Annotated in this window: 17 protein-coding genes; 4 read left to right on the top strand and 13 right to left on the bottom strand. The window is 43.9% G+C overall.

The features are described 5' to 3' along the window. Positions 1-206 precede the first annotated feature (206 nt). The 8 genes from H6G26_RS09530 to psaK (H6G26_RS09495) all read right to left on the bottom strand — a co-directional run bounded on the left by H6G26_RS09530 (position 207) and on the right by psaK (H6G26_RS09495) (position 8,332). Positions 207-875: a YggS family pyridoxal phosphate-dependent enzyme gene (locus H6G26_RS09530; protein WP_190729024.1), complete on the bottom strand. Its 669-nt coding sequence runs from the start codon at positions 873-875 to the stop codon at positions 207-209. Next, positions 872-1,150 carry a transcriptional coactivator PipX gene (gene pipX / locus H6G26_RS09525; RefSeq protein WP_069068710.1) on the bottom strand — a complete coding sequence of 93 codons (279 nt, stop codon included), beginning with the start codon at positions 1,148-1,150 and terminating at the stop codon, positions 872-874. The genes H6G26_RS09530 and pipX overlap by 4 nt, the downstream gene beginning before the upstream one ends. A 478-nt stretch (positions 1,151-1,628) precedes the next feature. Continuing rightward, positions 1,629-3,131 carry an anthranilate synthase component I gene (locus H6G26_RS09520; RefSeq protein ID WP_190729023.1) on the bottom strand — a complete coding sequence of 501 codons (1,503 nt, stop codon included), beginning with the start codon at positions 3,129-3,131 and terminating at the stop codon, positions 1,629-1,631. A 117-nt stretch (positions 3,132-3,248) separates the two neighbouring features. Beyond that, the gene (locus H6G26_RS09515) at positions 3,249-4,166 is read right to left on the bottom strand and encodes an energy-coupling factor transporter transmembrane protein EcfT (RefSeq protein ID WP_190729022.1); all 918 of its coding nucleotides are present in this window, start codon (positions 4,164-4,166) and stop codon (positions 3,249-3,251) included. A 128-nt stretch (positions 4,167-4,294) separates the two neighbouring features. Beyond that, on the bottom strand, positions 4,295-5,665 hold the full coding sequence (gene der / locus H6G26_RS09510) for a ribosome biogenesis GTPase Der (protein WP_190729021.1): 1,371 nt from the start codon (positions 5,663-5,665) through the stop codon (positions 4,295-4,297). A gap of 340 nt (positions 5,666-6,005) precedes the next feature. Then, positions 6,006-7,202 (bottom strand): site-2 protease family protein, encoded by a 1,197-nt coding sequence (locus tag H6G26_RS09505; protein ID WP_190729020.1) that lies wholly within the window; start codon positions 7,200-7,202, stop codon positions 6,006-6,008. 334 nt (positions 7,203-7,536) lie between these two features. Beyond that, positions 7,537-7,815, bottom strand: a complete 279-nt coding sequence (gene psaK / locus H6G26_RS09500) for a photosystem I reaction center subunit PsaK (RefSeq protein WP_190729019.1) — start codon at positions 7,813-7,815, stop codon at positions 7,537-7,539. Between the two features lie 262 nt (positions 7,816-8,077). Continuing rightward, complete coding sequence (gene psaK / locus H6G26_RS09495; RefSeq protein WP_190729018.1) at positions 8,078-8,332, bottom strand: photosystem I reaction center subunit PsaK; 255 nt, start codon at positions 8,330-8,332, stop codon at positions 8,078-8,080. A 122-nt stretch (positions 8,333-8,454) separates the two neighbouring features. On the opposite strand from psaK (H6G26_RS09495), the gene H6G26_RS09490 reads away from it, so the two are divergent. Then, positions 8,455-9,108 (top strand): phosphoribosylanthranilate isomerase, encoded by a 654-nt coding sequence (locus H6G26_RS09490; RefSeq protein ID WP_190729017.1) that lies wholly within the window; start codon positions 8,455-8,457, stop codon positions 9,106-9,108. A 191-nt stretch (positions 9,109-9,299) separates the two neighbouring features. Here the strand turns inward: H6G26_RS09490 and folE are convergent, their stop codons facing one another. The 5 genes from folE to H6G26_RS09465 form a co-directional block, all read right to left on the bottom strand. Beyond that, on the bottom strand, positions 9,300-10,007 hold the full coding sequence (gene folE / locus H6G26_RS09485) for a GTP cyclohydrolase I FolE (protein ID WP_190729016.1): 708 nt from the start codon (positions 10,005-10,007) through the stop codon (positions 9,300-9,302). 108 nt (positions 10,008-10,115) lie between these two features. Continuing rightward, on the bottom strand, positions 10,116-10,841 hold the full coding sequence (locus tag H6G26_RS09480; protein WP_190729015.1) for an SDR family oxidoreductase: 726 nt from the start codon (positions 10,839-10,841) through the stop codon (positions 10,116-10,118). Positions 10,842-11,196: 355 nt separating this feature from the next. After that, the gene (locus H6G26_RS09475; protein ID WP_100898945.1) at positions 11,197-12,177 is read right to left on the bottom strand and encodes an acetyl-CoA carboxylase carboxyltransferase subunit alpha; all 981 of its coding nucleotides are present in this window, start codon (positions 12,175-12,177) and stop codon (positions 11,197-11,199) included. A gap of 201 nt (positions 12,178-12,378) precedes the next feature. Beyond that, the gene (locus tag H6G26_RS09470; RefSeq protein ID WP_190729014.1) at positions 12,379-13,398 is read right to left on the bottom strand and encodes a long-chain acyl-[acyl-carrier-protein] reductase; all 1,020 of its coding nucleotides are present in this window, start codon (positions 13,396-13,398) and stop codon (positions 12,379-12,381) included. Between the two features lie 161 nt (positions 13,399-13,559). Further along, positions 13,560-14,258, bottom strand: coding sequence for an aldehyde oxygenase (deformylating) (locus H6G26_RS09465; protein ID WP_190729013.1), 699 nt, complete (start codon positions 14,256-14,258; stop codon positions 13,560-13,562). Between the two features lie 179 nt (positions 14,259-14,437). Here H6G26_RS09465 and H6G26_RS09460 point away from each other — a divergent pair, with 179 nt between their 5' ends. The 3 genes from H6G26_RS09460 to H6G26_RS09450 all read left to right on the top strand — a co-directional run bounded on the left by H6G26_RS09460 (position 14,438) and on the right by H6G26_RS09450 (position 18,391). Continuing rightward, the gene (locus tag H6G26_RS09460) at positions 14,438-15,265 is read left to right on the top strand and encodes a carbohydrate ABC transporter permease (protein WP_190729012.1); all 828 of its coding nucleotides are present in this window, start codon (positions 14,438-14,440) and stop codon (positions 15,263-15,265) included. A 245-nt stretch (positions 15,266-15,510) separates the two neighbouring features. Beyond that, positions 15,511-15,774 carry a hypothetical protein gene (locus tag H6G26_RS09455; protein ID WP_190729011.1) on the top strand — a complete coding sequence of 88 codons (264 nt, stop codon included), beginning with the start codon at positions 15,511-15,513 and terminating at the stop codon, positions 15,772-15,774. A 172-nt stretch (positions 15,775-15,946) separates the two neighbouring features. Next, a complete protein-coding gene (locus H6G26_RS09450; RefSeq protein WP_190729010.1) occupies positions 15,947-18,391 on the top strand; it encodes a filamentous hemagglutinin N-terminal domain-containing protein in 2,445 nt (814 codons plus the stop codon). Positions 18,392-18,394 lie beyond the last annotated feature (3 nt).

Genomic DNA, 18,394 nt, shown 5'->3' with positions numbered 1-18,394 from the left:
TTGTGCATCGCCTAAACCTAATAATGAGTCAAGATTATATCCTAAGGTTTGTCCGAAGGAAAGCTCCTTTTACCCCATTTTTCCTTGACGATTGCTCTTGTCAATACTATATCCTTTGTTTCCAATTGCACCAGTCTGTTACAAAATTGTTGTCATCAAATCCTGATCTGTATTAATACTGACCTACAAAGTTGATGAACAATGGGCTAAGAGCGATCGCCAAACAAAATTGTTCCTAATCGTACCATCGTTGCGCCTGCTTGCACTGCCAGTTCGTAGTCGCCTGACATACCCATAGACAAGTGCTGCATTTTAATGTGCGACCAGTTTTGCTGCTGGATTTCTTTTGCCAGTTCACGATTGAGATTAAACACATTTAGAATTTCGGGATCATTTAATCCTGAAGGCGGAATTGTCATCAAACCTTGAATTTGTAAATTTTTGTATTGATCGAGTGTAGGTAAATCAGCCAACAGTTCTGGCACACTCCAACCAGACTTGTTGGGATCGGGGAGAATTTTCACTTGCAGGCAAACCTGGGGGCTTACTCCTAGCTGTTGCGCCAATTGATCTAAGCGCTGTGCCAGTTTCAAATTATCCACGGAGTGAATCCAATGGAATTGTTCAATGGCTTTTTTGGCTTTATTGCTTTGCAAATGTCCAATAAAGTGCCAGGTAATATCCGGTAAGTCTTGCAACTCGGCTTGTTTGCTGGCAGCTTCTTGGATGCGACTCTCCCCAAAATCACGAATTCCTGCGGCATAGGCAGACCGAATGGCCTGGGCAGAAGCTTGCTTGCTAACAGCAATCAATCGGACTGAAGTTGGCAGTGAGGAGCGAATGGTAACAATACGTTCGGAAATCGAACTATTCATTGGAAGGTGCGTTGGAAAACACTCTGAAGCTGATCGTACTCCTGAGAATGTCCACTGCGCCGCAGGGTACGTAAGCGATTTTCCAACATCATTCTAGCCTCAGTACGTCCTAGAGACTGGAATTTAACACCTTTAACGTCATTCGCTACCAAAAAAAACAGGCGCTGGGCATAAAGTGTGGTGAACAAATCCTGGTTCTCATCAACCATACAGATTTTGTAGAGTAAACCCCAAGTTGGATGGTTTATGTAAGTTTCTGCGTTTTCTGGATTCATTTAAGAGTCAAGGTGTAGTCAAGGTGGGAGTATATATATCTTTTCGCAGTGAATTCCAAACATTCAGACGATAATACCAACATTCGTCAGAATATTTGCTTAAAATGCAAAACTGCGGTTACGAAGACCTTGATCTAGTTTTTAATAGGCAGATGAAGCTAGTGGTAGTGAGGCGAAATGGTCCAATATGACCCGCGAAGCTTAGACTCGAAGAGTAGAGGATTGTCGATAGATATCGCTATGTGCTTTGGTAACTCAAATTCACCAACTTGGCGGCACAAGGCATAAAACAGTCCTGATCCTCTTGTTGAAAGTTTGAAGCGGCAAGGGAAAACACCCTTTGAAGTTCCCAAGGGCAACAGCGAACTTTTCAACTTCTTTCCATACTGCCACAACTGTCGCTGAATGGCACAAAATTGGGAGTGGGGGACAAGGGGACAAGGAGAATAACCATGCTCAATGCCCTATTCCCTATTCCCTACTTCCTATGATTATCTAACATTTTCAGGGCTTCCAGTTGTGCCTGGGATTTGTGCAGAGATTCATACCATTCTTTCTCAGGATCGCTGTCTGCAACAATTCCCGCGCCAACTTGCCCCCAGACGGTGTTGAGCGCTGAGTGGGGAGGTGAGAAAGAATTTACTTCCCCTGCTCCCCCTGCTCTCCCTGCCTCTCCTTCTTGAGACATGGGAGCTAGTAGCAGGGTGCGGATTAAGATATTTAAATCTAAATGACCACGCCAATCTAAATAGCCGCAGGAACCGTAGAATAAGCTGCGCCGCACGGGTTCTAGTTCTTCAATAATTTCCATGCAACGGACTTTGGGACAACCTGTGATTGTGCCACCTGGAAACGTGGCACGGATCAAATCAATGGTGGTGTATTCGCCTTTTAAAGTCCCTTTGATATTGCTGACAAGATGCATCACATGGCTATATCGCTCAATTGTCAGCAATTCGTCAACTGTAACCGTTCCCCATTCACAGACTCGCCCTAAATCGTTACGTTCCAAGTCCACCAGCATGATGTGTTCTGCACGTTCTTTGGTGTTGCTGAGTAAATCTTGTGCCAGTTGCATATCTTGTTCTGGAGTGACACCGCGTGATCGCGTCCCGGCGATTGGTCTGGTTTCGGCTTGTCGATTTTGCAACATTACTAACCGTTCTGGCGAACAACTGCTCACTTCCCCCCAAGGTGTTTGCCAATAGCTGGCAAAAGGAGAAGGATTGATTTTTTGCAAAGCTTGATAAATTTCCCAACCAGAAGCCGATGTGGACGCTTGAAATCGCAATGAAAGATTTGCCTGAAAGATATCTCCAGCTTGAATATATTTTTTCGCCTGGTTTACTGCTGTTTCATAATCTGCTTGCGATGTCAAAAAGAGAGGAAGCGAAGAAAACACCGGGACGCGGGGACTTTTCCCTGGGTCTTTCTTTACTAACTTCTCCTCTAACTCATCGAGTCCATTTGGATCACTGGCGGCTAGCCAAAGAGTTTGTTGCGCGTGATCCAAAACAGCAAAACAATTTGGTTCATACCAAAAAGCTACGGGAAATGGCAGGGGATCAATTTTATGACGAGGTAGCTGTTCAATTTCCCATGCTACATCGTAGCCTAGCCAACCTAACCAACCGCCCGTGAAGGGGAGATGGGGAGGTGGGGAAGCTGGCAAAGATGGGGGAGAAAATGCTACCTCATCCCCCTCATCTTTCCCTACCTCTTGCTGTAACAACTTTTCTAGGAAGGGAAAAACTTCTCCTACTTCTGGTGTCCACATCTGGGCGATGCCATTGACTATACGAGGAGAGCCTGCACAGATAGAATATCGGCTGAGTTGAGGATGATCGATTGGCGTTGGGTAGGGACTTTCCAGTAGGGTAGCAATTCCCGGTGCGGAGGTGGGGCGAAAAAGAGCAGCAAAAACTTCCGAACCTGTGCGCTTTTCTAAGGGTAGCGATCGCCAATACCAAGCCTTGGTCATACTGTTTAAAAGCGTTGTCAATAGTTAGTTAACAATTTTCAGCAGTGAGTAGAAATAACTACAACTACTGACGAATGACAAAATATAATTACCTCTTACCACTCTCTCTGTACAAAATTAGACCTGAGTTCCTATAGCTATGCGTATTCCCCAGAATAAAATTAAACTAGCAATAGCAAGCCAGTCACGCCCTTTGAATCGTAAGTCGTGCCACTGCACTCGATGCTCGTTGGGACTAGTAAAACCCCGTACCATCATTGCATTTGCCATTTGATCGGCTCGTAAGAGCAGATTTTCCAAAAGTCTCTCTGCAACTGTCATCCAAACCTTGAACCCTCCTTTCAATCCCAGCTTTTTCCAATTTATTGCCCTTGTCATCACAGAGCGAAATAAGTTTTGCACTTCTTCTAAAACCAGGGGAATAAAGCGCAAGGATAAGGTTAAAGTTAAAGCAATTTCGGTGACAGGCCACTTGAAGCGTCGCAGGGGTTGCATTAGGCTTTCTATACCAGATGTGATTTCTTCTGGTGCGGTTGTCAGCAGATACAGGTTGGTACTGTAAATTACGGTAAATATAATTGTACTCAGACGTACAGCCAAATCCAAGGAGCGGCGAGTTACTTTAACTGGGCCTTTGTGAAATAGCACATAGCTGTATTTGCTATTACTTGCTGGCTCTTGAACAATATTTTTGGAGAATGCTTGCTGGGTTAATATTTGTTCATTAGCTGGGAGGCGTGGCTGATAATCTACACCCATTGCATCAGGGCTAATGGCTCCGATCACTAAGATAAAAAACGATAGCATTAACAGCCAACCCATTTGCTGCTGCCATACTCTTCGGGGAATTCTGGCAATTAAAGTGGCAAGAATCAATATTACTACCAGCAGCACCCGCCAAAAGTTGTTAGCTAAAACATAGCTTGTTAAAAAGCTCATCAACCAAGCGAACTTGACTCGCGGGTCGATTTTATGCAGCCAAGTTTGGGGTTGTTCTAAATAAAGTCCAAGTGGCAGCGATCGTAATAAATCCATTTGAAAGTTAGGAGTTGGGAGTTAGGAGTTTTGACTTCTGGGTTAACCTATTATGTTGACATAGGTTTAAAAATAGCAATTTTGGTTTTAACTCATAACTCCTGTACAGACGCGATGAATCGCGTCTCCTAACTTATTTTGACGCGAGTTGCTCTATTAACATTACCAACTTCAGCATCACGCACTTTTTTGCTCCGCCACAGTAAAATAATTGGTGTGCCTTTAAATCCTAGCTGTTGCCGGAATTGGCGTTCAATGTAGCGGCGGTAGTTGTCGTTGAAGCGTTTGGAATCATTGACAAATAGTGCGATCGTTGGTGGTTGGCTACTTACTTGTGTACCATAATAAATCTTGCCCTGACGCCCACCACGAGATGCTGGCGGTGAATGCCAACTCACAGCGTCTGTTAAGACTTCGTTAATTACTGATGTGCTGACACGGCGTTTGTGTGATTCAGCCGCAGTTTTCACCAATTCGAGAATCTTCTCTACCCGTTGTCCTGACAAGGCACTTACAAAAATTGTTTCTGCCCACTCGGTAAAATGTAACCGTGATTGCAGAGTTTTTTCGTAGTCGTAGATTGTGTAAGAGTCTTTTTCGACAGCATCCCACTTATTAACGACGATGATGCAAGCTCGACCTTCTTCAATAATCCGCCCAGCTAATTTTTGGTCTTGCTCAGTAACTCCATCTACGGCATCTATTACTAATAAAACCACGTCAGCGCGGCGAATCGCTTTGAAAGCACGGTTAATACTAAAAAATTCTGTGCCGTATTCGATGTGTTTCTTTTTGCGAATGCCTGCGGTGTCAATCAAACGGTAGGTTTGTCCCTCTCGTTCAATTACGGTATCAATAGCATCGCGGGTTGTGCCAGAAATTGGGCTGACAATTGCCCTTTCTTCCCCGACAAAAGAATTCAGTAAGCTCGATTTACCAACATTCGGCCGTCCCACAATTGCTACTTTGATTTCATTAGTTTCTGGGATGTCTTCAACAGCAGGAATGTGGTTAACTAACTCGTCGAGTAACTCTCCTGTGCCACTGCCATGAATTGCGGAGATGGGGTAAGGTTCGCCCAATCCCAATTCCCAAAATTCGGCAGCTTGCATTAAGCCTTGTTCTGGAGATTCACATTTATTTACAGCCAGTAGAACGGGTACGGTTTGTTGGCGCATCCATTCGGCGATTTCTAAATCTGCCGATGTAGGGCCTGTTTGACCATCTACGACAAAAATAGCGCCACACGCTTCTGCAAGGGCTGTCATTGCCTGTTGGCGAATCAGTGGTAAAAATTCGGTATCATCATTAAAAACTAAACCACCAGTGTCTACCACCAAAAATTCACGACCATTCCAGAAAGCTGGTAGATAAGTGCGATCGCGTGTCACTCCCGGTTCATCATGGACAATCGCCGTTTGTTCCCCGGCGAGTCGATTAACCAGGGTGGATTTGCCCACATTTGGGCGTCCGATAATTGCAACAATTGGCAGTGCCATAAAACCAGGGTAAGTGAGAGACGTAGTATATCACGTACTTACATTTTACTCTCTTTAAACTGGAAGTTTTAATAATTTTCCAATCCTTTGAGGCAATGTCAAAGAAACCTCTCCCTGGTTTTACTACGTAAAACCGTCCCTCTCCGAATCGGAGAGGGAAAGACTTGAACTTTACTTCAAGGCAGGGAGAGCTTTATTGAACTCACGTTAATTTAAAAAATAAAAAAGGTAGGAAATCCTACCTTTTACCCAAAAAAAGCATTTTGTAACCAAATACCAAATTAAATATCACACAAGCTTTTGACGAATCTATTGCAAAGCTATGACGAAGGTATGAAGTTTAATTTATAATTGACTTCGCTATTGCTCCCAGTTGCAACCCAGGCGGATAGCTACCTTCTTCTTTGACCCGCTTAATCTCATCATCTGCTACCCGTAAATTTAACTTTTGTGCCAACGCCCGTACAATATCTCCCCGGTCAATTACACCAGCTACAGCGCCAGCCGGAGAAAGTACGGTAATTCGAGGTAACTGCTCATTTTCCAGTTTGTTAATTACCTCAGCTATCGTTGTTGCTTCAGAAACAGTCGGTATTTCTGTCAAGGGATGCACAATGCTGTGTAAGGTTTGGATTTCCCATTCACTTCTTTGGGTTAAACGAAAATCGTCAATGGAAACTAAACCTCGGTAACGTCCATCAGATGCAGCAAAATAAATCTGTGAGGGAACGGTTTCCAACAGGTATAAATCCGCAAACGATAGCAATGTTTGATCAGCATCAATTACCCGAAAGTCACGAGTCATCGCATCAGCCGCCACAACTTTGAGTAGGCTTTCTTGCAACGTAGTCATGTTGTCATAGGTGTTAGCGTTGCGGACAGCAAACCAACCTAACAGGGCAATCCACAAACCAGCTACTAACTCCCTAGTCACAAAATCTACAACAAATCCTAAAGCGATCGCACTGTAACCCAAAATTTGCCCAGCCTTTGCAGCCCAGTGTACGGCTTGAAAACGATTACCTGTTATTTGCCATAGTGCTGCTTTTAACACTTGCCCTCCATCTAGAGGTAAGCCTGGAATCATGTTAAATAGAGCTACCACCAAGTTAATTCTCGCCAAATCTCCGACCATGACACTGAGTGGACTAGTATCAGGTATCACAAGGCTTCCCAGACTTAGCAGGAAAAATAGTCCGATACTTACCAAAGGCCCAGCGATCGCTACTTGAAAGGCTTTGCCCGGAGTTTTAGATTCTTCTTCAATAGCAGCAATTCCGCCAAACAGAAATAGGGTAATTGAATTAACTTTAATGCCTTGCGATCGGGCTACCAAGCTGTGACCCAACTCATGTAGTAACACCGAACCAAATAGCAACAGTGCCATAACTATTCCAGCACTCCAAGCTATAACAGGCCCCCATTCTTGATAAGCTACCCCAAAGTTGAGAGTTGCCAACCCTAAAATCACAAACCATAACGGGTCTAAAAACAGGGGAATTCCAAATAAAGACCCAATTTTCCAATTTGTTTGCATTACATTGTCCTAAAACTAGATATCGCTAGTAGTTCCTCTACTGCAATATTTGCGTATATCCTTATACATATATTTCTGAGCATCAATTCGGTAGTGCCGAGTTACAAGATGCTCTTATTTCTAGAATAGACAATTAGTGCCTGTGAGCAAAACTCTGAAGTGGGGGATTGAGTATTGGGAATAGGGGATTGGGCATTGGGCATTCAAAAGAGGCAGAGGGGCGGGGTGCAGGGGGCAGAGGGGAAAACTCTTCTCCCTGCTCACTGCTCGCCTCGCCACTCCCCACTCCCTGCCCCCTGTCCGTCGTTTTGAGTGTGTTAGATAGAAATCAAATTTAAATAACGCCGAGATTACTCAATCCTAAAACGGTACCAGTACCGATCAGGTGACCAGCACTCATTGCAGCGAGGAATGTAGCGGCACTAGGATTATTGAACAGCGAGGGAAAAGGCAAAGGCATCTTAGGACCAACGTGAGGATAGCGAATTGTCCGAGGAATAATCAAAAGACATAATAGACAAATGCCGATAATAATTCCAGCTTCAGTCCAGCTCCATTCTGTGCCAGTTTTGGGTAAAGTGGCTTGGGCTGCTAATAAAATTGATGACATCATAGTTCTTTCTCCTGCATGAATTAACTGAATAAGCTTTACAGAAGGGATTAATCCCGTCTCTAGAGCCATATAAATCCTCCGCTGATGAAGTATTTAGAATCGTCCCTCAAGGGGAAGGTTAATCTCTCTCCCCTTAGTTAGACTTATTACACAGAGGCTGGCTGATGCTTATGAGTTTTCTTGCTGGAGAAAGAACTAAAATCCTTTTTAGGAGTTTTGTATGGATCGCGGCGTTACAAGCAACGCCTTTATCATTGCAAAACTACAGACGACCGATGTTAGTCAGTCCTAAAACGATGCCAACGCCGATAATATGACCAAAAGCCATTGCTGCAACGAATGTTGGAATACTAATCGGCAGGATGGGGAACTTGGGGCCAACTAAGGGTTTTTCAATCCTAGTACTTAGCAAAACAATTACTAAGCTACTGATGCTGATGATGATGCCTACTGTAGGATTCCACGCAGGTGTTGTGGGAACAGTTGGGGCAGCTGCTAGTAAGATAGATGAAATCAAGCTTTTGTCTCCTAAATGGAAAAGTTAATGTAGACCTACAAAATTATAAAATTACCAAGGCACAAAAGTTTTTCGGATAGTTTAGACTTTTTTGATAATTATTTTAAATTTGCTAAATTTCCATGCGCGTTAAAATTTGCGGCATCACTCAACCACAGCAGTCTATAGCGATCGCCTCTCTGGGCGCAACGGCACTAGGATTTATTTGTGTGCCAACCTCAACTCGCTATGTGACTACATCCCAAATTCAGGCAGCAGTAGCAGAACTCCCGGCTAATATTGACACAATTGGTGTTTTTGCCAACGCCAGTATCCCCGAAATCAGTCAGATAGTTGTTGATTCTGGGTTGACTGGTGTCCAGTTACACGGAGATGAATTACCAGATTTTTGCTACCAATTGCGTCAAGTTTTACCCAATGTCGAAATTATTAAAGCGCTAAGAATTCGGAGTATTGAGGATCTTGACACAGCAATTGATTACACAGGCTACGTAGATACTTTACTACTGGATGCCTACCATCCGCAACAACTGGGTGGTACAGGCAAAACCTTAGATTGGACAATGTTAGAGCAATTTAACCCCAATTGCCCTTGGTTTTTAGCTGGGGGATTAACAGCAGATAATATTGTGGAAGCTCTAAGTCAGGTTAATCCCAGTGGCGTTGATTTATCTAGTGGAGTGGAACGCGCACCTGGAAATAAAGATTTAGATAAAGTAGCCAAGTTGTTTGAGAAATTGGGGAGTAGGGAGCAGGGAGCAGGGAGTAGGGAGTAGGGAGCAGGGAGCAGGGAGCAGGGAGCAGGGAGCAGGGAGCAGGGAGCAGGGAGCAGGGAGCAGGGAGCAGGGAGCAGGGAGCAGGGAGCAGGGAGCAGGGAGAAGAGTTTTCCCCTCTGCCCCCTGCACCCCGCCCCTCTGCCTCTTTTGAATGCCCAATGCCCAATGCCCCATGCCCCATGCCCCATTCCTTAAAAGAATGCTGGTTGATGGCGAATCAAGTTAAAAAATTCTTCGCGGGTTTTGTGTTCGTCTTGGAACGCACCAACCATTGCACTAGTGACAGTCCAAGAGCCTGGTTTTTGAACGCCGCGCATCACCATACACATGTGGCTAGCTTCCATCACAACGGCTACCCCTTGAGGTTCCAAAATGGTTTGGATTGCTTCGGCAATTTGGCGGGTTAATCTCTCCTGCACTTGCAAGCGACGGGAATACATCTCAACAATGCGGGCCAGCTTACTCAGTCCCACAACTTTTTGGTTGGGGATATAAGCAACGTGCGCTCTACCCATAAATGGCAGCATATGGTGTTCGCACAGACTAAAGAAATTAATATCTCGCACTAGTACCATCTCGTTATGCCCTTCATCAAAGATGGCATCGTTAACGAGTTCTTCAAGGGATTGGGTGTAGCCACTGGTAAGAAACCGCATTGCCTCAGCCACTCGCTTGGGTGTTTTGAGGAGTCCTTCGCGTTCTGGGTCTTCGCCAACTCCCAATATTAGTGTCCGCACGGCGTCCTTCATTTCCTCCAGATGTTCCTCTTTTGGGGGGGACACATCCGCTTGTCGCCCGTTGTGGGTGTTGCGATCGGGTCTAGGAGTTATGGCTTCTGCCAAATCAGGGATCAGAGGTGATTGAGAGAAATTGGAACCGTTGGAACTACCGGTAGTCATGATTCAATCTTGGTTATGGTTTTGTCATTAGTTATGAGTTATGAGTTATGAGTTATGAGTTAAAAATTCTAATTCCTAACTCCTAACTACTAACTCCTAACTTTGCAATTAGAGTGCGCCAGCACTGGGCATCAGGAGCAATTCATCAATAACTGCCTGTTGTGGTAATAGAACAGTGTGGAGAATTGACTGAGCCACAATTTCTGGGGTTAACATCTTGGAACGGTCTAAGTTGGCATGGACTGTTTCTGTGTCCCAAAGTTCGGTATTGACTGCGCCAGGACAAATAGTTGTGACACGAATGCCGTGGGTGCGTTCTTCTTGTGCCAGGGTTTGAGAAAGGGCAATCAAACCAGCTTTGCTGACGCTGTATGCTCCCCAACCGGGAAAGGGCTGCTTGGCGGCAATTGAGGCAACGTTAATAATTGTGCCTATGCCTCGATCGCGCATTGAAGGCAAAATTCCCACAATGCACTGAAACACGCTGGTAAGATTCAAGTCAATTACCTGCTGCCAGCCCTCTAGAGGGATTTCACTCAAAGTAGCTGTATAGGCCATGCCAGCATTGTTTACCAGAATGTCTATATCACCAAAGTCAAGAGCGATCGCTTGGATCTTTTCTTTTACTTCGGAGATCCGCGCTAAATCTACAGCGTAAGCTTTCGCTTCGACCCCAGTATGCTCTACAGCTTCTCTTACCGCCTCCAACTTATCCAAAGAACGGCTGACTAAAGCAACATCTATTCCTGCTTTCGCAAAGGCTAAAGCCGTTGCTTTCCCAATTCCACTACTTGCCCCAGTAATCAGGGCGCGTCGTTTTTGCTCAACACTCATGGTGTCTCCCAATTTTTTGGCAGTTCCCAAAGCCTATTACCACCCAATTATTTACACTTCTCGGTTTAGATAGATTAAAGGAATCTAAAAATCTGATGATTTCTATTAAACAACTGCTATGATGCAGTGCAATAGTGGCTGTATTTTGAGTTTTACCAGTGAAGACAACAAATCATCGCCTGGAAAACCATGCCGTACACTCAAATTAGATTACTTAGATAACATAAAACTTACTCAATAAAATTGAGTAGATTTACCAAACATGGAAATGCCTATGGCTAGATTGTTAAAAATCTTTAAGCACATAGGCAATTATAGCATTGCTGCTCGGCTAATCAATCACTATGTAGTGCTGTTAGTGGGCAACTTCTGTAAAAACACCAATTTTGCGGAATTTTTCGTAACGCAGTTGACGGCGTTCTGGAGCGGTTAAACGATTGAGTTCGTCTAAATTTTCCAATAGCACTTGCTTGAGAATGGTAGCGGCTTTTAAAGGATCGGAATGAGCGCCACCGGTGGGTTCAGGCAGTATTTGGTCGATAATTCCCAACTTTTTCAGGTCGTGGGAAATAATTTTTAGAGCAACAGCTGCTTGGGGAGCCTTAGCAGCATCTTTCCACAAAATAGCGGCACAGGCTTCGGGAGTAGCGACAGTATAAACTGAGTGTTCAAACATGAGTAGGCGATCGCCTACACCAATACCGAGTGCGCCACCTGAACCGCCTTCACCGATAACTGTGCAGATAATTGGTACATCTAAGCAAAACATTTCCCGCAAGTTGTAGGCGATCGCTTCTCCTTGACCTTGGTGTTCTGCTTCTACTCCAGACCAAGCTCCTGGCGTGTCGATAAAAGTTAGTATTGGCATACTAAACTTGTTGGCGTGTTCCATCAATCGCATTGCTTTGCGGTAGCCACCAGGGTAAGGCATTCCAAAGTTACGAGCAATATTGTCTTTGGTATCACGGCCTTTTTGATGACCCAACATCACCACAGGTTGCCCACTTAGACGACCAACACCACCAACTAAAGCCGGATCGTCACCACCACAGCGATCGCCATGCAATTCCATCCATTCATCACTAATAGCCTGAATGTAATCGAGAGTACTGGGGCGACGCGGATGACGAGCAACTTGCAGTCGCTGAGACGGGGATAGACTACTGAAAATTTCCTCACGCAGTTGCATAGCGCGTGCTTCTAGTTGACGAATTTGACCAGAAACATCGACACCATTTTCTTCTGCAAGTTGCCGAATTTGATCGATTCGGGTTGCAAGTTCTGCTAGGGGCTTTTCAAAATCTAACAGTAGCGGTTTACGCTCGGTAGTTGCCATCGTAGGGGTTATAAGTTATGAGTTATAGGTTTTTCAGAGTTAGGAGTGAGGAGTTATGAGTTGGGAGTGAGGAGTTAAGAGTTAGGGGTGAGGAGTTAGGTATTAGAAGGTGTAGGCCTATGAAAGTTATTAACTCTTAACTTTTAACTCTAAATGCTAACTCTAACTGCTAACCCTTAACTTTTAACTCCTAACTCTTTGTTAAACCAGTAATGGTCTAAATCCATGTTTTACTGACACCCGACCAATCTGCTCCATTTTGTCTACGGTAATCTGATTCCGTCCCCACGAAAAGTTCGTGTATAACTTCTCAAATTCCAGCAGCATTGATTCGGCAAAACAAGCAAACAACTGGCGGGCTGGAACGTCCATATTGACGATTTTCATAATTTTCCAGTCAATATCCAGGGAATGCTCGACAATTCCACCATTTAACACATATACCCCAGGATGCTGAATTTTAGTCCCTAAGTTTTTAGGATAACCTCCATCAATCAACAAACAGGGTTGTTTCAAAGTGGTGGGGTCAATTTCCACACCTTTGGGCATACTGGCAACCCAAACCACAACATCGGCTAGGGGTAGTGCTTCTGTCAAACCCATGATTTTTCCTCGCCCCAGTTCGCCTTGCAACTCTTTGAGGCGTTCTTGATCGCGGGCGATCAACAAAAGTTCTTGGACATCTGTTTTCGCATCTAGCCAGCGTGTAACTGCACTACCAATATCGCCAGTTGCTCCACATATAGCAACAGTTGCTTTTGATAAATCAATGCCTAATTGTTTTGACGCTTCTTCCACCTGCTTACAAATAATGTAGGCAGTATGCGTGTTTCCTGTGGTGAATCGTTCAAACTCTAGTTTAATGTTGCGGACTTGGCTAAACTGCTCTAACTTAAAGTTTTCAAAAATAATGGAGGAAAATCCGCCTAAAGCTGTAATGTTAATGCCATGCTTCTGTGCATGGGCCATGGCGTTGAGGATTTTGCGAGTTGCGGCTTTGATGCGGCGACTCGCTAGCATTTCTGGCAAAAAGCAAGATTCTACATACCTTCCTTCAATTTGTTGTCCAGTCACACTGGTGACAATAATGCTATCAACAATTTGCGGCGGGGCGCTACACCAAAAGTCTAGCCCTTGATCGGCATATTCTGGGTATCCCAATTCTTGAGCTACCGATTGAGCGTGTTCCAAACTAGTCAGATGTCCAATTAGACCAAACATGTAGTGATTATTAGGCTTATGCTGTCTCGAAAGGGTGGAATATCAAGTGGTTCAGTAGTGCTGAGTGCTGAGACAATATTTTAAGTAGAAAATATTGAATAAGTTTCAGATAATTTCTTCATTCTTCACTCATAACTCAGCACTCATAACTCAGCACTTTATTAAGCGGCTATGAGTCCGTAGGCTGACAAGCGCATAATATCGCGAGTCGTAAAACCGATGTTACTTAATGCTTCACCGTACTGAATCATAAAGTCTTCTACTAAAGCATCTTTTTCCATTGCCATTGTTTGGGCATCATCTGCTACTTGGTTAAGCATTTTCCAGACGATGGGTAGGTTCTGGCGATTTGCAAGTTCAAGTTCAGCTTTGGATTCTGCAAAGTGTTCTTTCAACCAAACTTCTCCAAAGTTGAGGTGGCTATACTCATCTTTTACTACTCCCTCAGTAATTTTGCGGGCAAAATCGTCGGCAACGGGGATGTAAATGTTGTATGCTGCGATCGCAAAACATTCAATAATCAAAGACTGAATTAACAAGCAAGTAACAACTTTTCCTTCTGCGGCGGCTGTTTGGAAATTTTGGTGTAGTCCAGAGAAAAACTCCTTGGCAAATTGCAAATCTGGGGTGACTTGCAAATTGCGTCCACAAGCTTCAAACCCTTTCTTGTGCCGACTTTCCATCTTAGATAGGCGAATCAATTCATCATGAGATTCTGGCAGCAATTGGGCTAGTGTAATGTAATTTTCATGGGCTTCTTGCTCCCCTTCAATCACGATCGCATTAATCCGGCTATAAGCATCTTTGTATGTTTCGCTCTTGAAATCTAATTCTTTAAATTCGTCTGTAAGTTGCTGCATGGTATGTTTACTCCTGTAAAAGAAGAATTATTTGACACCAGGATTCAATTTACCCCATGAACTGAGGGCAATAATCACTGTGGTTTAATTTAACTTAACAAGTAACTATGTTTATAGATTAACTGTTGCTGGGTGAGATGCTCTAGTACTAGCGAAACAAATGCTTTGCAGCTCAAGTTATGTTTAAACCAAACCCAAATCTGAAATCTGGCGATTTTTTGAGCCTAGTAGTCTTACTGCTAGGGGCATTTATCGTTCTACTACCATTGTTTGTGGTCTTTCTCACCTCCTTTGAACCGACGGCCAACAGCGCGGAAAATGTGTCCAAAAATAACTGGTCTTTAGCTAATTACCGGGTTGCATGGCAACAGGGAAAATTTTTGCTGGCGTTTGCTAATTCTACCTTGGTAGCGATCGCTGTGACGGCGTTTCAGATTGTCACTTCCGCTTTAGCGGGTTACGCCCTAGCACGGCTGAAGTTTCGGGGCCGTCAAGCACTGCTATTGGTCGTGTTAGCAACTTTAGTGATTCCCTTTCAGTTATTAGTGATTCCCATCTTTTTGGTTTTGAAATGGGGACACCTGATAAATACATACGGCGCGCTCATTTTACCCACTGCTGTCAACGGATTTGGGATTTTTTTGTTACGTCAATATTTCCAGACAATTCCCGTGGAGTTAGAGGAAGCCGCAGCCATAGATGGGGCGAACCGACTGCAAATTTTGTGGCGGGTAATGTTACCTTTAGCCCGTCCAGCTTTGGTGACGTTGTTTTTGTTCACCTTCATCGGCGAATGGAATGATTTATTTAAGCCTCTGGTATTTACAACACGACCAGAACTAAGAACGGTACAGCTAGCGTTGGCAGAGTTTCAAGAGCAATTTACGAATAATTGGCCCTTAATGATGGCGGCGGTAACAATAGCGACAGTTCCAGTGATGGCATTATTTCTCATCGGTCAGCGTCAGTTTATCCAAGGTATTGCCACCACGGGAATTAAGAATTAGCGAGAGAAGGTATGGGAGGGAATTTTAGATTTTGGTGAGGTACACCCGTAGGGGCACGGCAGTGCCGTGCCCTTAGACTTTTGAGTATAATTTGTACCGAATATGAATAAGAATCGCTATCACCTTCATCAATGCTTAAAGTAAATCTAGCACTACGAATATTAATTTTTGTGACACTAATCGTAATTATGACTAGCCAAGCTGAAGCAAAAATCATACATATCTTATAAGTAGTGGCAACAGTTATGGACTCTAAAACATTACAGCAGTTACAAGACGAGATTCAACAGAAATTGCTTGAAAGCGTTCAGAATGCTGGCTTAGACAGCGTGCTTGAAAAATACGGAGTATTAGATGATAAAACTCTGAAAGTTCAGTGGCAGTGCAATCTTGACCCAAATGAAATCAAATCTGGTGATGCAGCTGATGAACAGGGAATTGTGCTAATGCAAAGGTCATGGTGTGTCCCTTGCCCGTCAAATGGAAATCCTCTAGGCTGTAACTGCTAAATAATTAATTTACTCTTCAGACTGCAAAGAGTTTATTCTAGTGAGTATAAAAAGGCTGAACCTTGAATTTACTAGTTAGGTTAAAAAGATAATCTCAAGTATCACTATACTTAACTTGATTAGCAAGGAACAGTATTTCAATATACTCTTATTTTCTGGGTGCAGGTTAGTGATGTCTCGATACCAAAGCAGTTGGTGCTGGGAATTAGGGATAGTGAGTACTTTAGCAATTGCTGGAGTGCTCACTTTGTTTGAGAGTTTTGCCTTAGCCCAAATACAAAAGGATGGCACACTTGGATCTGAAAGTTCAATCGTTACACCAAAGTTAATCGATGGTCAGCCCATAGATCAGATTGATGGTGGAGCTGTTCGTGGTACAAACTTGTTCCACAGCTTTGAACAGTTTTCCGTCCCTGCGGGAAGCACAGCCCACTTTAACAATGCAACAGATATTCAAAACATCATCAGTCGGGTAACAGGCAATTCGATTTCTAATATAGATGGCATTCTGAAAGCTAACGGCACAGCCAACCTGTTTCTGATTAATCCTAACGGCATTGTTTTTGGGCCCAATGCTTCTTTAAATATTGGCGGTTCGTTTGTGGCTAGTACGGCGAGTAGCTTGAACTTTGCTGATGGTACAAAGTTTAGTGCTACATCTCCTGAAACTACACCTTTACTAACAGTAAGTGTTCCCATTGGCTTACAATTCGGAGCAACTGCGGCTCCCATCCGCAATCAATCCCAAGCAGCGCCAGATGGTGCAATTAATATCTTTGGACAAGGCGTTGGTTTACAGGTGCAGGAAGGCAAAACCTTGGCACTTATAGGCGGTGATATAACGCTAGAAGGGGGGAATATAACAGCCAAGGACGGAAGAGTTGAGTTAGGAAGCGTCGCGAGTAATAGTCTGGTCAGTTTAAGTCCAACGAACCAAGGTTGGGCATTTGGATATGAAGGTGTTCAAAATTTCCAAAATATCGAACTCATCCAGTTAAATAAAATTCCATCTACTGTAGATACTCATGGAGAGGGTGGCAGCAATATCCATACGCAAGGCAAGCTTGTGCGGATAGCTGGCAGTTTCCTAGTTCTAGTTAATCCTTTTGAAGAGCAATCATCAGGGAATTTGACAGTGAACGCCTCAGAGTCTGTAGTAGTTGAACAAGAGACGCAACTGTTTACTCAGAGTTTCTCCACTGGAAACCCTGGAAATATAAATATCACTACTAAGAAGTTAGTGGTCAGAGATGGAGCACAATTGCAGGGGCAATTGACCATAAACGCCTCAGATTCCGTGGAACTAATCGGTGGTACTCCCATTCCTATCCTCCAAAATGGTAGTGATTTAATATCCAGTGGATTATTTAGTGCAACTTATGGCGATAAAAACGCTGGCGGTATAACAATTAACACTAGAAAGCTGCTTATCCAAGGAGGGGCGAGAATATCAACAAGCTCTGAGAGTATATATAACTATATTTTTAACGAACTTATACCAGCTACAGGAAAAGCAGGAAACTTGACAGTGAACGCCTCTGAGTCGGTAGAACTAATTGGAACCTCACCAAATGGTTCTATACTCAGTGGCTTGTCTTCTGGAACTGAAGGGCCTGGAGATGGTGGAAACTTGACCCTAACTACAGGGCAATTGATTATCAAGGATGGGGCTGCAATAACTGTGAGCAGCCAAGCTCGAAAAAATGTAATTAATATCGGAGATTCAAATAAGTTAGGGGAAGCGGGCAATTTAAATATAACCGCTCGCTCCATACTTCTGGACAACAAAGGAAAACTTACATCTAATAGTGAGTCGGGTAAAGGCGGAGATATTACGCTACAGGTGCGGGACTTATTATTGATGCGCGACGAAAGTATAATAACCGCTAATGCAGGTACAGCAGGGCTTAGTGGAGATGGCGGTAATGTTATGATCAATGCACCTAATGGCTTCATTGTTACGCCTTCCTTGGGAAATAGCGATATCACTGCCAATGCCTTCTCTGGCTCAGGTGGTAAAATCACAATCAACGCTAAGAACATCTTTGGTTTTGTGCCCCGTACCCGTGCAGGTGTAGAAAAGCTTGACCCAGAAGAAATAAACCCGAACAAGTTGCAAACAAGTGACATCACGGCATTTTCTAACCAAAATGCTTCATTAAATGGCACTGTACAAATAAACATACCAGATGCTGACTCCAGTAAAAGCTTACTTGAACTGCCTGTAAATTTGGTTGAAGCTTCGCAGCAAATTGTTGCTGGTTGTGATTCTGGTGGAAAAATAGGAAGGAGTTCATTTATTGCTACTGGGCGTGGAGGGCTAGCACCCGATCCCACAGAGCCACTGATGGCTGATGCGGTGCTAGCAGATTGGATCACACTTTCTCCAGAGAGTCAGAATAGTGCTGGCGGTATTCAGAAAAAAGTGGCTGTTAAGGCACAGCAAAACATAGGAAGAAAATTACAGAAATTTAATTCTGTCAATGAACCTACTCAAATTGTGGAAGCCCAAGGGTGGGTAAGGGATGCCAATGGTAACGTGGTTTTGGTTGCTCAAGTACCCACTGCCTCGCCTCGTAGCTCCTCACTCGTCGCTTCATCTTGCACTGGTAATTAAAAA

It is taken from the genome of Nostoc sp. FACHB-888 (assembly GCF_014696655.1).
Classification (GTDB): Bacteria; Cyanobacteriota; Cyanobacteriia; order Cyanobacteriales; family Nostocaceae; genus Nostoc.
This window is presented reverse-complemented; position numbering and strand designations above follow the sequence as displayed.

Excerpts from the sequence above, each read along its gene's own strand:
- H6G26_RS09505 (WP_190729020.1), bottom strand. The coding sequence starts at position 7,202 with ATGCAAACAAATTGGAAAATTGGGTCTTTATTTGGAATTCCCCTGTTT.
- folE (WP_190729016.1), bottom strand. The coding sequence starts at position 10,007 with ATGACTACCGGTAGTTCCAACGGTTCCAATTTCTCTCAATCACCTCTG.
- H6G26_RS09470 (WP_190729014.1), bottom strand. The coding sequence starts at position 13,398 with ATGTTTGGTCTAATTGGACATCTGACTAGTTTGGAACACGCTCAATCG.
- psaK (WP_190729019.1), bottom strand. The coding sequence starts at position 7,815 with ATGATGTCATCAATTTTATTAGCAGCCCAAGCCACTTTACCCAAAACT.
- H6G26_RS09450 (WP_190729010.1), top strand. The coding sequence starts at position 15,947 with ATGTCTCGATACCAAAGCAGTTGGTGCTGGGAATTAGGGATAGTGAGT.
- H6G26_RS09475 (WP_100898945.1), bottom strand. The coding sequence starts at position 12,177 with ATGGCAACTACCGAGCGTAAACCGCTACTGTTAGATTTTGAAAAGCCC.
- H6G26_RS09520 (WP_190729023.1), bottom strand. The coding sequence starts at position 3,131 with ATGACCAAGGCTTGGTATTGGCGATCGCTACCCTTAGAAAAGCGCACA.
- der (WP_190729021.1), bottom strand. The coding sequence starts at position 5,665 with ATGGCACTGCCAATTGTTGCAATTATCGGACGCCCAAATGTGGGCAAA.
- H6G26_RS09465 (WP_190729013.1), bottom strand. The coding sequence starts at position 14,258 with ATGCAGCAACTTACAGACGAATTTAAAGAATTAGATTTCAAGAGCGAA.
- H6G26_RS09515 (WP_190729022.1), bottom strand. The coding sequence starts at position 4,166 with ATGGATTTATTACGATCGCTGCCACTTGGACTTTATTTAGAACAACCC.
- H6G26_RS09490 (WP_190729017.1), top strand. The coding sequence starts at position 8,455 with ATGCGCGTTAAAATTTGCGGCATCACTCAACCACAGCAGTCTATAGCG.
- pipX (WP_069068710.1), bottom strand. The coding sequence starts at position 1,150 with ATGAATCCAGAAAACGCAGAAACTTACATAAACCATCCAACTTGGGGT.
- H6G26_RS09530 (WP_190729024.1), bottom strand. The coding sequence starts at position 875 with ATGAATAGTTCGATTTCCGAACGTATTGTTACCATTCGCTCCTCACTG.
- H6G26_RS09455 (WP_190729011.1), top strand. The coding sequence starts at position 15,511 with ATGGACTCTAAAACATTACAGCAGTTACAAGACGAGATTCAACAGAAA.
- H6G26_RS09460 (WP_190729012.1), top strand. The coding sequence starts at position 14,438 with ATGTTTAAACCAAACCCAAATCTGAAATCTGGCGATTTTTTGAGCCTA.
- H6G26_RS09480 (WP_190729015.1), bottom strand. The coding sequence starts at position 10,841 with ATGAGTGTTGAGCAAAAACGACGCGCCCTGATTACTGGGGCAAGTAGT.